14 protein-coding genes are annotated in these 15,499 nt (G+C 65.8%); 3 read left to right on the top strand and 11 right to left on the bottom strand.

Going from position 1 to position 15,499, the window contains the following annotated elements; genetic code table 11:
• Nucleotides 1-73: 73 nt before the first annotated feature.
• From ddaH to sucC, 6 genes are all read right to left on the bottom strand, one after another.
• Nucleotides 74-1,285, bottom strand: a complete 1,212-nt coding sequence (gene ddaH, locus JWP90_RS01965; protein ID WP_297359043.1) for a dimethylargininase — start codon at nt 1,283-1,285, stop codon at nt 74-76.
• A gap of 46 nt (nt 1,286-1,331) precedes the next feature.
• A complete protein-coding gene (purH, locus tag JWP90_RS01970; RefSeq protein WP_297359045.1) occupies nt 1,332-2,921 on the bottom strand; it encodes a bifunctional phosphoribosylaminoimidazolecarboxamide formyltransferase/IMP cyclohydrolase in 1,590 nt (529 codons plus the stop codon).
• Between the two features lie 3 nt (nt 2,922-2,924).
• Nucleotides 2,925-3,539 carry a phosphoribosylglycinamide formyltransferase gene (purN, locus tag JWP90_RS01975; RefSeq protein ID WP_297359047.1) on the bottom strand — a complete coding sequence of 205 codons (615 nt, stop codon included), beginning with the start codon at nt 3,537-3,539 and terminating at the stop codon, nt 2,925-2,927.
• A gap of 45 nt (nt 3,540-3,584) precedes the next feature.
• Nucleotides 3,585-4,862 (bottom strand): DUF6350 family protein, encoded by a 1,278-nt coding sequence (locus JWP90_RS01980; RefSeq protein WP_297359049.1) that lies wholly within the window; start codon nt 4,860-4,862, stop codon nt 3,585-3,587.
• A 96-nt stretch (nt 4,863-4,958) separates the two neighbouring features.
• Complete coding sequence (gene sucD, locus JWP90_RS01985) at nt 4,959-5,846, bottom strand: succinate--CoA ligase subunit alpha (RefSeq protein ID WP_297359051.1); 888 nt, start codon at nt 5,844-5,846, stop codon at nt 4,959-4,961.
• A gap of 16 nt (nt 5,847-5,862) precedes the next feature.
• Complete coding sequence (gene sucC, locus JWP90_RS01990; RefSeq protein WP_297359053.1) at nt 5,863-7,026, bottom strand: ADP-forming succinate--CoA ligase subunit beta; 1,164 nt, start codon at nt 7,024-7,026, stop codon at nt 5,863-5,865.
• A gap of 161 nt (nt 7,027-7,187) precedes the next feature.
• Here sucC and JWP90_RS01995 point away from each other — a divergent pair, with 161 nt between their 5' ends.
• Entirely contained in the window at nt 7,188-7,955 is a 768-nt protein-coding gene (locus JWP90_RS01995; protein ID WP_297359056.1) for an oxygenase MpaB family protein, read from the top strand.
• Nucleotides 7,956-7,957: 2 nt separating this feature from the next.
• Here JWP90_RS01995 and JWP90_RS02000 read toward each other — a convergent pair whose 3' ends face one another.
• From JWP90_RS02000 to JWP90_RS02020, 5 genes are all read right to left on the bottom strand, one after another.
• Nucleotides 7,958-9,157: a low temperature requirement protein A gene (locus tag JWP90_RS02000; RefSeq protein WP_297359057.1), complete on the bottom strand. Its 1,200-nt coding sequence runs from the start codon at nt 9,155-9,157 to the stop codon at nt 7,958-7,960.
• A 226-nt stretch (nt 9,158-9,383) separates the two neighbouring features.
• Nucleotides 9,384-9,968: a PadR family transcriptional regulator gene (locus JWP90_RS02005; RefSeq protein WP_297359059.1), complete on the bottom strand. Its 585-nt coding sequence runs from the start codon at nt 9,966-9,968 to the stop codon at nt 9,384-9,386.
• A 92-nt stretch (nt 9,969-10,060) separates the two neighbouring features.
• Nucleotides 10,061-10,504 carry an aspartate 1-decarboxylase gene (gene panD, locus JWP90_RS02010; RefSeq protein WP_297359061.1) on the bottom strand — a complete coding sequence of 148 codons (444 nt, stop codon included), beginning with the start codon at nt 10,502-10,504 and terminating at the stop codon, nt 10,061-10,063.
• The gene (locus JWP90_RS02015) at nt 10,504-12,900 is read right to left on the bottom strand and encodes an ATP-dependent helicase (RefSeq protein WP_297359063.1); all 2,397 of its coding nucleotides are present in this window, start codon (nt 12,898-12,900) and stop codon (nt 10,504-10,506) included. The genes panD and JWP90_RS02015 overlap by 1 nt, the downstream gene beginning before the upstream one ends.
• Nucleotides 12,901-12,935: 35 nt before the next feature.
• Complete coding sequence (locus tag JWP90_RS02020) at nt 12,936-13,955, bottom strand: glycerophosphodiester phosphodiesterase family protein (protein ID WP_297359065.1); 1,020 nt, start codon at nt 13,953-13,955, stop codon at nt 12,936-12,938.
• A 162-nt stretch (nt 13,956-14,117) separates the two neighbouring features.
• On the opposite strand from JWP90_RS02020, the gene JWP90_RS02025 reads away from it, so the two are divergent.
• A complete protein-coding gene (locus JWP90_RS02025; RefSeq protein WP_297359067.1) occupies nt 14,118-14,924 on the top strand; it encodes a Bax inhibitor-1/YccA family protein in 807 nt (268 codons plus the stop codon).
• An 87-nt stretch (nt 14,925-15,011) separates the two neighbouring features.
• Nucleotides 15,012-15,377 (top strand): hypothetical protein, encoded by a 366-nt coding sequence (locus tag JWP90_RS02030; RefSeq protein ID WP_297359069.1) that lies wholly within the window; start codon nt 15,012-15,014, stop codon nt 15,375-15,377.
• The last annotated feature ends 122 nt before the right edge of the window (nt 15,378-15,499 follow it).

A 15,499-nucleotide genomic window follows, 5' to 3' on the forward strand; every position in this document is an offset into this window, starting at 1 on the left:
GCGACGGCTTCCCACCCTATGCCCAGCCTGGGGAGCCGGGCAAGAACTTTTTTCGCGAGGTTCCGGCCGCGGGTCAGCGGACGCGCACCGAAAGGCAGGTCACGCATCCCTCGAGTTTCTCGAACTCGCTGATGTCGGCCGAGACGACGGTGTAGCCGCGGTCCTCGAGCAAGGCTGCGGTCGCAGGCGCAGACGCTGACATCAGCACGGTGTCCTCCGACAGGACGACGACGGCAACACCCTCCCGCTCAGGAACCGCAAGGAAGTGCGGAAAAAAGGAAGGGTCGTCGACGAGGTCGGGGTGGCCGAGGATCGTACCATCCGGCAGCGCCGTCATCGTGGACTTGAGGTGCAGCGCACGCGTCACGGGAACAGCGACGACGCGATACCCAAGAGGCGCGGCGATAGCCCGGAACTGACGGATGCCTTCGGCGTTCGTCCGGCTGGAGCGACCGACGTAGATCGTCGAGCCCACCTTGAGCACGTCGCCACCCTCGAGGGTGCCAGGGCTCAGGATCCGTTCGATGCGGAGGCCCAGGTCACGCGCCGTCTCCTCGGCACCCTCGCTCTCGGAGCGGCGGCTCTCGGTACCTGCGCGGGCGACGATCGCGGTGTCGCCGAGCAGTACCAGGGCGTCCTCGACGAAGACGGAGTCAGCCATCGTGTCAGCGAAACCGACTTCACGGGTCGTCCAGCCGTTCGCCTCAAGCGCGGAGGTGTACCCGTCCCACTGCGTGTCAGCGAGTTCGGTGTCGACCGGGGTGCGCTCCAGGTGCGTGAGCTGCCCGTCGGTGAGGTTGCCTGCTGGCATCCGCACCAGGGCGATCCGGCGTTCACCGGACTGCTGGGCTGCGCGGAAGGCGAGTGCCCGGCGGTAGACCGCCCGACCCAGAGTCGCAGCGGCGACCGTGAGAGCAAGCACGTACACGCCGTTGAGGCTGAGGAAGGTACTCCACAGGTAGGCGATGGTGGTTGCGTCGAGGGGGAAGCCGCCGAGCACCGTGTTGAGCCCGGTACCGGCGAGGCACGCGAGGATACCGGTGAAGAAACCGACGAGGAGTGCCGTGTACCAGCGCACGAAGCTTCCGACGAGCGCGAAGACGAACAGCAGGACGACGCTGAACAGGCTGGCGAGGAAGTAGAAGTCGCTGACCTGTGCGACCGCTTCGGCCCGGTACTGCTGTGAGACGAAGAAGATCACCACACTCGCCGCGTGGGTGACCACCGCGACGGTCAGAGCGGCCAGGAGGGAGGAAGCGAGCCGACGGCCCCAGGAAACAGACATGGGCTCCAGCCTATCCGTCCGCCGCCACCCTCCTGTCCGGCAGGACTCAGTGGAAGAAGTGGCGTTCCCCTGTGAAGTACATGGTAACGCCCGCAGCCTGGGCAGCGGCAATGACCTCAGGGTCGCGTACAGATCCGCCTGGCTGCACGACGGCGCGCACGCCAGCGTCGAGCAGAACCTGCAGGCCGTCTGCGAAGGGGAAGAAAGCGTCGGATGCCGCGACCGACCCGGCAGCGCGATCGCCGGCGCGGGTGACAGCCAGCTGGCAGGAGTCCACCCGGTTCACCTGACCCATCCCGACACCGACGGATGCCCCGGCGGTGGCGAGCAGGATGGCGTTGGATTTCACCGAACGGCAGGCCTTCCACGCGAAGGCGAGGTCGGCGAGCGTGTCGTGGTCCGCTGGTTCCCCGGAGGCCAGCGTCCAGGTCGAGGTGACCGATTCCCGCGGGAACCGGTCGGCCTGCTGGACGAGGATACCGCCGGACACCTGCTTCGCTTCAAGCGGCTCAGGGGTGAATCCTTCGGGCAGCTGCAGGATGCGAAGGTTCTTCTTGGTCCTCAGGACGTCGAGCGCGTCATCGTCGAACCCGGGCGCGACGAGCACTTCGGTGAAGATCTCCTTCACCGTTTCAGCCATCTTCAGGGTGACCATGCGGTTGGCGGCGATCACTCCGCCGAATGCCGACACGGGGTCGCAGGCGTGCGCGCGGCTGTGGGCCGAGGCGATGGCATCGGGCGCCTTCGGTGCAGCGATGGCGATGCCGCAGGGGTTGGCGTGCTTGATGATGGCGACGGCCGGCTGGGTGAAGTCGTAGGCGGCGCGCACAGCGGCGTCGGCGTCGACGAAGTTGTTGTAGCTCATCTCCTTGCCGTTCAGCTGCGTCGCCTGGGCGATGCCCTGCCCGCCCGAGCGGAGGTAGAGCGCAGCCTCCTGGTGGGAGTTCTCACCGTAACGGAGCACGTGGGCGAGTTCGGCCTGGATGGTCAGCGATGCGCCGAATCCTTCCGCCGTGTCGGTGAACCAGCCGGCGACGGCTGTGTCGTATGCAGCCGTGTGGGAGAACGCACGAGCGGCGAACTCACGGCGCTGGGCAAGAGTGGTTCCGCCGGACTGGACGGCTTCGATCACCTCGCCGTAGCTCTCCGGCGAGACCACGATCGCCACGTTGGGGTGGTTCTTCGCCGCGGCGCGGACCATGGCGGGGCCGCCGATGTCGATCTGTTCGACGACGTCGTCGTTCTCAGCGCCGCTCGCCACAGTTTCCACGAACGGGTACAGGTTCACAACGACGAGCTGGAACGGTTCGACGCCGAGGTCGTCGAGCTGCTGCTCGTGTGATGCCAACCGCAGGTCGGCGAGCAGGCCGGCGTGGACGGACGGATGCAGCGTCTTCACCCGGCCGTCGAGGGACTCGGGGAAACCTGTGACGCTTGCCACATCGACGACGTCGAAACCGGCGTCGCGGATGGCCTGGGCGGTTGACCCGGTGGAGACGATTTCGACACCCGCCCCGGCGAGCGCCCGAGCCAGGTCGATCAATCCTGTCTTGTCACTGACCGAGATGAGTGCGCGGGTGATCGGGACGATGTCGCGTTCCCGGTAGAGGCTCTTGTCGTGGCTGGGGCCTGCCATGGTCTACTCCTTGATTGAGGCTGGGAGGCGTCTCGTCGACAGCACGCCGAGGTCGAGGCCGTTGGCGATGTCGAGGACCGTCTGCACGAGCAGCCGGCGTTCGACAGGTTTGATGCGTTCGTGAAGTTCGTGCTCGGTGTCCCCGGGCAGGACGCTCACGCGCTCCTGAACGATGATCGGGCCCTGATCGACTCCGTTGTCGACGACGATGATCGATGCCCCCGTCTGTTCCACTCCGGCGCGGATGGCGTCGCGCACGCCATGCGCCCCAGGGAACTCTGGCAGGTACGCCGGGTGGGTGTTGATGATGTTCGGGGTGAGTGCCTCGACGACGTTCGGCGGCAGGAGGCGCATCAGGCCACTGAGCACGACGAGCTCCGGGCTCCAGACCCGGATCTGCTCGAGCAAAGCAGCACCCCACGCTTCGCGGGAGTCGTATGAGCTGAACGGAACGATGAACGACGGGATGCCGAACTCTTCGGCGTGCGCGAGGCCTGGCGCTTCACGGTCGGCACCTACAGCGACAACGCGCGCCGGATACTCCGCGTCGGCGGAGGCTTCGAGGAGCGCACGGAGATTGGACCCCGTGCCCGAGATCAGCACGACGATTGAGAGCACGCGGTAATTCTACCGGCACGCGATGCCAGCCAGATATCGGACCGGCTAGCGGAGCCGGTCGGCGGCACGGAGCACAGGCGCCTGGGCCGCAAAGCCCGGCTTGCTGCTGCCTGACGCCATGCCGATCGCGGCGGCGATCCCGACTTCGATGGCGGCGAACGAGCCGACGAGCCAGGGGTTCGGCCCGACGACCCCGAGGCGGCCCGGACCGATCGCCCCCGCGGAGAACCAGGCCAGAAGCCCGAGGGCAAGGCCAGCGACAACTCCGATGCCTGCCGCGGTGACGAGCAGTCTGCGGACGAGGGACCGACCGCCGAGCGCGGCGACGAGGCGCGGGCGGACGAGCGTGGCTGCGAGATATCCGATGAGAACAGGGATCAGGAGCCCGAGGAACCCGAACGCGAGACTTCCACTCGGTAGGGCGCCGAGGATGGGCAAACCCGGGATGGGGCCGACGACGGTGCTGACCGGCGAGATCGCGCTGCCTGCGCCGATCGCGAAGCCGGGTCCGATCAGCCAGGAGGCCACCCAGACGACCAGGTTCGGCACGAAGGCGATCTGCGCGAGTGTCGTGGCGGCGCCGCCGGCGACACCGAGCTGGGCGCCCTGGTAGAGGCTTGTGATGAGTCCGAAGTTCACCATGACGAGCACCGCGAGCAGCACTGCCGAGAGCCCGAGGATGGCGGTGGCCGCGGCGAGACCACCTCTGAGGGCCGCTGCCCCCACAGCTCGGTCGAACCGGTCGAATCGCTCGTCGAGCCGGTCCTGCAGCCGGGAGAGCAACCGGCCGACGACGCCACCGTGTGCCGCCGGGATGCGGCCCCTGCCCAGGAGCACCCCGATGGCCAGTCCGAGCGCGTAGATCACGACGGGCAGGAGAATGGCCTGCCAGAGGGAAGGCCGGAGAGCTTCACTCGGGCTAGTCAGGGCGGCAAGGGTGTTGAGCACGAAAACGGTGCCGAGCGCGGCGACGACGGCGCTCTGCCAGTACCGTGTCGCAGACGCGCGGATGCCGGCCCTGGCGCCCATGAGAACGGTGAACGCGGTCAGCGCGAGAGGCGCGATGGTGACGAAGAACGGATCCGCTGCTGCGGCAAGGCCGGTCGCCCCCACCATCTCAGCGGGGAGGGTGACCTCGATGTCCACGCCGTTACCGAGGAGCCAGATGTCGACGGCGCCCTGCCAGAAGAGGGTCCAGTCGACGGAGAACCCCGAATCGACGGCCCAGAGAATGGTAAGCGGAACGAGTGAGATCCCGATGCCGATGGCGACGGTGATAAGCGCCTCGAGCGCGGCGAGCATGGCGACTGTTGTGCGGTTCATTCGACTCGAAGTTTAGCTGGGCTGTGGGGCATGGCCCGGCTGGAAACTCCGAAGGGCGGCAGTTTCCTGCCGCCCTTCGGGAGTTCTCGGAACCGGTTACAGTCCGGCGATGATCTCCCGCATGAGACGCGCGGCCTCTGAAGGGGTCTTGCCGACCTTCACGCCTGCGGCCTCGAGGGCTTCCTGCTTCGCCTGGGCGGTGCCGGCGGAACCGGAGACGATGGCGCCTGCATGGCCCATCGTCTTACCTTCCGGGGCGGTGAATCCGGCGACGTAGCCGACGACAGGCTTGGTCACGTTGGCCTTGATGAACTCGGCCGCGCGCTCTTCGGCGTCTCCGCCGATTTCACCGATCATGACGATGGCCTTGGTCTCGGGGTCCGCTTCGAACGCAGCGAGTGCGTCGATGTGGGTGGTGCCGATGATGGGGTCTCCACCGATGCCGATGGCCGTCGAGAATCCGATCTCACGCAGCTCGTACATCATCTGGTAGGTGAGTGTTCCCGATTTCGAGACAAGGCCGATCGGTCCCTTGCCCGTGATGTTCGCCGGGGTGATGCCGACGAGTGCTTCGCCAGGGGTGATGATGCCTGGGCAGTTCGGGCCGATGATCCTGGTCGTATTGCCCTTCTCCTGCGCGTACGCCCAGAACTCGGCAGAATCACCGACGGGGACGCCCTCGGTGATGATGACAAGCAGCGGGATCTCGGCGTCGATGGCCTCGATGACGGCGTCCTTGGTGAAGGCGGGCGGAACGAAGGCAATCGACACGTCGGCGCCGGTCTTCTCGATCGCCTCAGCGACGGTCCCGAACACGGGCAGTTCGACGTCGCCGTGCAGGACGGTGGTCCCGGCCTTGCGGGCGTTGACCCCGCCCACCACATTGGTGCCTGCTTTGAGCATCAGGGCGGTGTGCTTGGTGCCTTCGCCGCCGGTGATGCCCTGGACGATGACTTTGGAATCCTTGTTGAGGAAGATTGACATTTTTTCGTTGGTCCTTTTACTTCGAAGCCAGCTCGGCGGCCTTGTCGGCGCCTTCGTCCATGGTTGCGGCGAGGGTGACCAGCGGGTGGTTGGCCTCGTTGAGGATGCGTCGACCCTCTTCGACGTTGTTGCCGTCGAGACGGACGACGAGGGGCTTGTTGGCCGCCGTGCCGAGTTCGGCGAGCGCGCCGACGATGCCCTTGGCCACAGCGTCGCAGGCTGTGATGCCGCCGAACACGTTGACGAAGACGCTCTTGACCTGCGGGTCACCGAGGATGACGTCGAGACCGGCGGCCATGACCTCGGCGGATGCTCCGCCTCCGATGTCGAGGAAGTTGGCCGGCTTCACGCCGCCGTGGTTCTCACCGGCGTACGCGACGACGTCGAGCGTCGACATGACGAGGCCAGCACCGTTGCCGATGACACCTACTTCACCGTCGAGCTTGACGTAGTTCAGGTCGCTGGCTTTCGCTTTGGCCTCGAGGGGGTCAGCAGCGTCCTTGTCCTCGAGCTTCGCGTGGCCTGAGTGGCGGAAGTCCGCGTTCTCATCGAGCGTGACCTTGCCGTCCAGGGCGATGATGTCGCCTTCCTCGGTGAGCACGAGTGGGTTGACCTCGACCAGGGTGGCGTCCTCGCCCTTGTACACGTTGTAGAGCTTGACGAAGACGTCGGCGACCTTGTCGACGAGCTCGGCCGGGAAGTTCGCCGCGACGGCGATCTCACGCGCTTTGGCGGTGTCGATGCCCTGGAGCGGGTTGACCTCGATGCGGGCGAGCGCTTCGGGCTTCTCGACGGCGAGGACCTCGATCTCCATTCCGCCCTCGACGCTTGTGAGTGAGAGGTAGGAACGGTTGGCCCGGTCGAGCAGTACGGAGAAGTAGAACTCCTGGGCGATGCGGGCGCCACCGGCGACCATCACACGCTTGACGATGTGGCCTTTGATGTCGAGGCCGAGGATGGCCTTCGCCGCCTCGAATGCCTCGTCGGGGTTCTTCGCTACCTTGACGCCGCCGGCCTTTCCGCGGCCTCCGACCTTCACCTGCGCCTTGACGACGACAACACCGCCGAGCTTCTCAGCCGCGGCGCGTACCTCCTCCGGCGTTTCTGCGACGATACCCGGCAGCACCGGGACCTCGTATTTTTCGAACAGGTCTCGTGCCTGGTATTCGTAAAGATCCACGTGGGTTTCCGTTCCGCTGAGTGCATTGCTGGTGTTCGCGTTGGGTGGCAGTCCCGGCGTGAGGTATCTCGACGCCGAGAGAAAGTAGGCCGCTCCCACTCTACTTCGTCGCGGGAACGACCACGGTACCCCGCGCCCGGGGCTCGACTACAGTGGCCGGGGTGAGCATTCTGCGCGATATCGGAGGGGATGCCGTCCTCATCGCCGGTGGTGGCCGGGCGATCCTCCTCCAGATCGCCAACCCGGCCGTCGGCGCCGGGGTGGCTGCGCACAGCGACTTCACCTCCCGCCCGCTCGACCGGCTGCATGGGACCCTGGCGTTTTGCTACGCGCAGGTCTACGGCACCGACTCGGACCGGAAGACGGTGAACCGCCGGGTGAACGCCGCCCACGGCCCGGTGACCCAGGCGCCCAGCGCCGGCCCGACCGGTTACTCGGCGTTCGACCCGGCGCTGCAACTCTGGGTCGCGGCGACCCTGTACGACACCGCCGTGCAGGTGCACGAACTCGTCTTCGGGCCGCTGTCCGATGAGGCGGCTGACGAGGTGTACCGCGAGTACGCCATCCTCGGTACCGCCCTGCAGATGCCAGCGGAATTCTGGCCAAAGGACCGCGCAGCGTTCCGTTCCTGGTTCGACGCGGAGCTTGACAGGTTGGAGGTGTCCCCTGACGCCCTCGCGGTGTCTCGGCAACTTCTCGCGGTACGCGCGGCACCGCTCTGGTTGCGTGCAGGACTCCCCGCGGTCCGCCTGGTCACCGCCGCGCTGCTTCCGCCGAGGCTGCGGGCGGAGTTCGGTTTCCGGTGGAGCCCCAGGCAGCAACGACGATTCGACCGGCTGCTCGGCATCGTCCGTGCCCTCTGGCCGGCGGTCCCCCGTGGCATCCGTTCGCTGCCGGTCCGGTACTACCTGCACCGGGTGCGCGCCTGACGTCAGCCGGTCGCTCCACGGCGGTAGCTCTTGTGGTCGGCCACCACCACGGCCACGAGGACCAGGTTCGCGAGCCAGCTCAGGAGAAGTGGTGAGATCGACGAAAATGCGAAGAACAGGATCACCAAAGCTCCTGCCCCGGCGAGGTGGGACCGGAGCCAGGGCAGCCCGACCGCGCGTTTGAACAGAAGGTTGCCCATCAGGTAGACGACGCTCGAGCCGCAGATGAGTCCGGCGGTCCAGCGCTCGAGGGCGGCGCCTTCGTTCCCGCCGAGCGGGTGAACGAGCACGATTTCGTCGGCGACGGCGGTGAGCAGGATGCCGGTCACGAGCAGGAGGGGAATGTACGTGTATGCGACCTGCGCGATCAGGCCGGGCTTGGATGAGCCGCTGATGAAATCGCTGCCATGCTCCTGACCGTGGTTGAAGTACAGCAACCACATGAGCAGCGTGCTCGTGAACGCAGCGAGGAACGCCAGGATGGCAAGCGGCCCGAGGGTCCCCTCGGCGAAGGATCGGCCGGTCACGAGGATCGATTCGCCGAGCACGATGATAAGAAAAAGGCTCACCCGTTCGGCCATGTGCGCGCCAGAGACGTTCCACGTCTCCACCTCCGACCGACCGAGACCGGGCACAACGAATCTCAACCGTGGCCCTGCCATGTCGACGACGACGGCCACCAGCCAGATCGGCAGCCGGAGCTCCTCAGGGGCGACCGCTCCCCCCAGCCACAGGACCCCCGTTGCGAGGTTCCAGATGGCGATGCGCACGAAGTTGAGGTAGTTGTCCGGCCTGGACCGTCGGAATGCGAGAGCGGTGAAAATGCTCCGGCCGAGCTGGATGGCGACCATGGTGACGGCGAAGAGCAGCGCGCGCTCCCCGAAGGCCTCCGGAATGGCACTCGACATGAGCACGCCGAGCAGCATGAGCACGAAGAGCATGCCGCGCACCCGGCGGTGGTCAGGGTCGAGCCAGTTCGTCACCCAGGTCGTGTCGACCCAGACGCGCCACACGGCACCGATCAAGATGACTGTCTGGACAAGGGTGAAAAGGTTCTGATTCTCGATCAGCGAGTGCGAGATCTGGGTGACAGCGAAGACGAAGACGAGGTCGAAGAACAGTTCGACGAAGGTGACGCGGTGAGCCTGGTCGCCGTCCGTCGCGCGGAGAAGACCGCCGGGTTGCTTCGACGAATCGCTCACGGCGCGCCTCCAGTTTGATGACAGGACCTCATTGTTTCAGCACTCGCCCGGGATGCGAAGATCCGGGCTGCGTCGCGCTGCTCACGGCAGGCGGCTGCTGATCCACCCCGCGATGCCTGAGACGAGCGACAGTGAAGGAAGGATGAGCAGGAAGTATCAGTGGAACTGGAACGGCAGCGAACGTACGACGTCGCACCTCTTGACGCCGACGTGCGCGGGATCGCCGTCAGTCCTCGGCGAGGATGGAGAAGATCCTACGGCGCGCGTCATCGAGGACGGCGACGGCCTCTTTCACCTGCTCTGAGCTGCCGGAGCGCCCCACCTGAGCGACCGCCTGTGCGAGGTCGATGCCGGACTTCGTCAGGGCGCTCGCCCGACCGGTCTCACGCGCGCCGGATGCTTCCCATGGTGCGGACTTCTCTGCTGCGGCACCCAGAACTTCGCGCCCTTCCTCGGTGAGCGAGTATGTCTTGCGACCGTTGGATTCCTCCGCCTTGATGAGTCCCTCGTCTGCCAGCAGCTGAAGCGTCGGGTACACCGAGCCGGGGCTCGGCTTCCAGCTTCCACCGCTTCGCTCTTCGATCTGCTGGATGATCTGGTAGCCGTGCATCGGCCTCTCAGCCAGCAGGGTGAGCACGGCGGTCCGCACGTCGCCGCGTCCCATCCGCGTGCTGCCGCCCTTGTGCTCGAACTGTCCGCGAAACTGCTCCATCGCTTCCCACAGGCCGGCCATCGGCCAGCCCTGGCCGGAGCCGCGCGTGCTGCCTCCTGTGCTGCCTCCGAGCCAATCGCCCGCGTTCGAACCGCTCATGAGAACCTCCTCAGCGCCGTCGCCCGGACTGGGCGCAGCGATGCTCAACGATAAATCGCTCGTTGAGGCGGTGTCAGGGTTTTCGGCAGACTCTAAGGCAACGATCTGGCGGCGGGCGTCGAGCCCTCCAGCGCGTACGGAGGGGACTGGACGTCGCCGGTCAGGGCTTCGGCGGGGTCGCTGCCGAGCGCGACGATGCGGTTGTCCGAATCGACGTGAACGATCCTCGGGACGAACACCCTGGCCTCCTCGGTCGTCATCTGCCCGTAGGCGATGAGGATGATCAGGTCGCCCACCCCGACGAGGTGCGCGGCGGCGCCGTTGATCCCGATCACACCGCTGCCTCGCTCTCCAGCAATCGTGTAGGTCTCCAGCCGGCTACCGTTGGTCACGTCCACGATCGAGACGAGCTCGCCCGGCAGGATGTCTGCAGCGTCGAGCAGGTCCGAGTCGACCGTCACCGAACCGACGTAGTGCAGGTCGGCATGGGTGACTGTGGCTCGATGGATCTTGGAAGTGAAGAGGGTACGGAGCATCAGATTTTCTCGATCGGGGCGATTTTGATGAGGAGCTTCTTGAAGCCGGCGGAGTCGAAAGCGACGTGTGCGATGCGCTTCGCGCCTTCACCCGTGACGCTTTGCACCCGGCCATCGCCGAAGTCGGTGTGGCGGATACGATCACCGGAGGCCAGCTCCAGGTCGCCGTTGTTCCTCACCTGGTTGGTGATCCGGTTCGGCCAGTCCCGCTTCTCGGTGAGCGGCTTGTCGGCGAGAGCGTTGCCAGACCCGCCAGACCACTTCGATCTGTTGGCGTTGAGCGCGCGCGGCTGGGTGCCTCCCCGCGAGTTCGCCATGCCAGGAGACTGGCGCCACTCGATGAGTTCGGCCGGGATCTCCTGAAGATAACGGCTGGGCATCGCGACCGCCGTCTCACCGAACTGGGCACGGGTCATCGCGAGTGAAAGGAACAGCCGCTTGCGAGCCCTCGTGATCCCCACGTAGAACAACCGGCGTTCCTCGGCCGGCCCGCCGGGCTCGGACGCGCTCATCCGGTGCGGCAGGAGATCTTCCTCGATTCCGGTGAGGAACACGGCGTCATACTCGAGACCCTTGGCTGTGTGCAGGGTCATGAGCGAGACCGTCCCGCTCGAGTCATCGAGGTCATCGGCAGCCGCGACGAGTGAAACCTCAGTGAGGAAGTCCACGAGTTCGCCGTCGGGGTTGTTGCGCTCGAATTCCTTCGCAACCGCCACGAGCTCTTCAATGTTCTCAGCGCGGGCTTCGTCCTGCGGGTCGTGGCTTCGCCGCAGTGCTTCGATGAGACCGCTCTTCGTCACGAGCATCGACAGCACTTCAGAGACCTTGCCCTCTGCGACGAGCTTCTCGCCCTCATCGAGCAGAGCGGACAGGGAGAGGATCGCGTTGGTCACTTTCGGGCCGAGACCGAGGCCGGTCGCCTCACGCATCGACTCACGGAAGCTCAGCCCGTTGTCTTCTGCGAAGCTGAACAACGCCGTTTCGGTGGCTGGACCGATGCCGCGCTTCGGGGTGTTGAGGATCCGGCGCAGGGCGAGCATGTCGGCAGGGTTCGCGACCGAGATGAGGTAGGCCATCGCGTCCTTGACCTCGGCGCGCTCGTAGAACTTGGTGCCTCCCATGATCCGGTACGGCAGCGCGGAGCGGATGAAGATCTCCTCGAGCGCCCGGGTCTGGGAGTTGGTGCGGTAGAACACGGCGACATCGCTGTAGGCCGTCCCTGCGGCATGGAGCTTCTCGATCTCATCGGCAACGAACTGCGCCTCGTCGTGGCCGGAGTAGCCGGTGTACCCGACGATCTTCTCTCCGTCGCCGACGGCGGTCCACAGCTTCTTGTCTTTGCGATCGAAGTTGTTGGCGATGACCGAGTTCGCGGCAGTGAGGATGTTCTGCGTCGATCGATAGTTCTGCTCGAGCAGGATCACCTCGGCGCCAGGGAAATCGTGCTCGAACTCGGTGATGTTCCGGATGTCGGCACCGCGGAACGCATAGATGGACTGGTCAGAGTCACCGACGACGGTGAGGGATGCCCCGTTTCCGGCGGCGACGAGTGCGCCGTCCTCGACGGCCGGCGGCCTGGTCAGTTCACGGATGAGGGCGTACTGGGCGTGATTGGTGTCCTGGTATTCGTCGACGAGCACGTGCTTGAAGCGGGTGCGGTACGCGGCCGCGACAAGCGGGAAAGCCCGGAACAGGAACACCGTCTGGCCGATGAGATCGTCGAAATCGAACGCGTTGGCTGCGGTGAGCGCGCGGGTGTATGCCCGGAAGATCTGCAGGAACGCCGCTTCGTTGGGGTCGTCCATGTTGGCGTTGCGGGCGTAACTGTCGACGTCGGCGAGTTCGTTCTTGAGCTTCGAGATCTTGGCTGACACGTTCGACGGGGTGAAGCCGAGCACATCGGCGCCCTGCTCCTTGATGATCCGCTTGATGAGGACCCGGGAATCGGACGAGTCGTAGATAGTGAAGTTTTTGGTGAATCCGAAGTTCTCGGCCTCGCGCCGGAGAATCCGCACGCACGCTGAGTGGAAGGTGGAGATCCACATGCCTTCGGCGGCCGGCCCGACGAGCGTGCGAACCCGGTCACGCATCTCTGCCGCTGCCTTGTTGGTGAAGGTGATGGCGAGGATCTGGCTCGGCCAGGCTTCGCGGTTCTCGAGAAGGCTCGCGATGCGGCGGGTGAGCACACTTGTCTTGCCTGAACCCGCTCCGGCGACGATGAGCAGCGCCTGCCCGCGGTATTCCACCGCCTGGCGTTGTTGCGGGTTGAGGCCGTCAAGCAGTCGGCTGCCGCCGGCCCGCTGCTCCCCGCTGGCGCCTGGGATGGCCGCGTTCCCCCTGCCGTCCATGATGACCGGGGTCGCTGAGTGCGCGTTGGGGGTAGGGGTGCTCGCCATATCCCTTCCAGTTTAGGCCGGGCATCCGACATCGCTTACCCGAAGAGGGCGTCCCTCGCCGCGACCCCGAGATCGGGGTGATCACAGAACACGCCGTCCACTCCGGTTCTGAGGACGGCGTCGAACTCGGCTTCCCAGTGCCCGAAGTCCGCCGGCTCTCCGCCCGAGCGGAACGCCCGTACCAGGAACGCGTTCTCCGGCCGCAGGGTCCAGGCGCAGACGGCAAGGCCTCGTTGGTGTGCCCGCGCGACGAGGTCGTTGGTAGAGCCATCGGCATCGCCGGAGAAGAGCAGCGCTTTGTCGACGCTGATGCCGTCGACGCCATCGCCGGCGAGCGCATCAAGGCCGGCATCGGTGAGGCTGTCTGAATACGGCGGCGCCTTCGCGCCGATCGCAGCGACCTGGTCGAACGGCGCTCCCTTCTTCTCGAGCAGGTAGACGTACGACGCTCGTACCCCGCGTGCCGACAGTTTCCGCAACACGGTTTTCTCGAACGCCTCGACGATGAGTCCTGAGCCGTCGCCGAACCGAGTGCCTGCCAGTTCGGATGCGAGCAGTTCGTCAAGGGGAAGCCCCACCTGCTCGAAGTACGTCGCGTGCTTGATCTCGACGACCAGGCCGGGATTCCGCGTGCCGGTGCTGGCCGACGACTCGAGGATGGAAAGCAGGTCCCGCAGCCGGAGGATGCCCGACGAACCGTCGAACGTGGCACTCGCGGAGCGCAGCGCCGGGATCCGCTCCCTGGAACGGAGCGTCCACAGTTCCCGCCAGGTGAAATCCTCGGTGAACCAGCCGGTCAGCTCGGCTCCGTCCACGATCTTCGTGGTGCGGCGGGAAGCGAACTCCGGGCGGGAGGCGACATCGGTCGTGCCCGAGATCTCATTCTCGTGACGCAGGACCAGGACCCCGTCTTTCGTTGCGACGATGTCGGGCTCGACGGCATCCGCACCGAGGGCGATGGCGAGCTCATAGGAGGATCTGGTGTGTTCGGGCCGGTAGCCTGGGGCACCCCGGTGGCCGATGATGAGCGGCCTGGCTGAACCCGGAAACGTCATGGTTCGAGCCTAGTTGCCCGCAATCCCTATCATAGGACGGTGCTCGGGAAAGCCCCGGAATCCTCGGCTTTTCACAGCAAAGACCGCTAGATTGTAGGCAGGTTCCGCTCCGCGGTCCGAACACATTCCAGCCGTTACGACTGAGAAGGAATAACTAGAGACATGGCAACCACCAACCCGGCGTTCAAGAACCCGGCATTCACCCAGCCGAACGCGCAGGCGTTCGCGGTGCAGACGGCCAGCGCGACCGAGCTGCAGGACATGTACAACCGCCCGGCGGCAGGCCCTGTTCAGGCTGACCGCATGACGGTTGAGGACACGATCATGAAGAGCGCTATCGCGTTCGGCGTGCTCGTCGTCGGCGCTCTCGTCGGCTGGGTTCTCGGGGCGACGATACCGGCTCTCGTCTTCGGTGCCGCCATCATCGGCTTCGTTCTCGCGATGGTCAACACCTTCAAGAAGGAGCCGTCCGCTCCCCTGATCCTCGCTTACGCGGCCGCTCAGGGCGTCTTCGTCGGCGGAATCTCCTACATCTTCGAGCAGATGGCGTCCGGGATCGTCATCCAGGCCGTTCTCGCCACGCTCACCGTGGTCGGCGTGACGCTGGCTCTCTTCGCGAGCGGAAAGATCCGCGCGTCCAAGCGGGCGACGAAGATCTTCATGATCGCGATGGTCGGCTACCTGGTCTTCTCGCTCATCAACGTCGGCATGCAGATGTTCGGCCTGACCGACAACCCGTTCGGCCTCCGCGGTGCAGAGATCGCGGGCATCCCGCTCGGCCTGATCCTCGGCGTGCTGTGCGTCATCATGGGTGCATACTCGCTGGTGCTCGACTTCGACTTCATCCAGCGCGGCGTACAGAACCGCGCTCCGCGCAAGTTCGGCTGGTCTGGCGCGTTCGGGATCATGGTCACCGTCATCTGGCTGTACCTCGAGATCCTGCGGATGCTCGCCATCACGCGCGAGTAGTTCGCTCTCCTCGAGACCCCCGTCGCCCGGCTCCCGGTGCGGCGGGGGTTTTCTTTTCTCCCGTTGTTCAGGGAAACGGGATCGCCCATGAAGTCCCGAACCCATCCGCCCCGCATCGACGCTCTTCGTACCGTGCAGCGCAGCGAAGACGACGCAGCATCCGTCGGCGCCGACAGCGACCTGGAACTCGAATCGTTCACCGACATCGAACGGAGCGGTCGAGGCCTGACGGGGCTCACTGTACGGGAGCGCGCCTTCGACGGTGTCGAGCTGGATGTCACGCGCGCCACCCTCAGGCACGTCGATGTGCGCGGGCCGGAGTTCGGCGCCGTTCACGGACTGGAGGGCATTGCCGGCGTGGAGGGCATTGCCGGCGCGACCGTCAACGAGGCCCAGGTTGCCGACCTCGCTCAGCTCTTCGCCCTGCAGCCCTGCATCATCGCTGAGCGCTGAGGTCTGAACGGTTCACAAGGGGCCACGATGCGAGCTGGCTTGGGGGTCGCCGTCACCTCTCAGAGATTTCCTGAGTTGAGGCTGCCGCCTTTCTCGACGCTGCGCTTCGAGCCCGATACGCG

It is taken from the genome of Mycetocola sp. (genome assembly GCF_025464835.1).
In the GTDB taxonomy this organism is placed as follows: Bacteria; Actinomycetota; Actinomycetes; order Actinomycetales; family Microbacteriaceae; genus Mycetocola_A.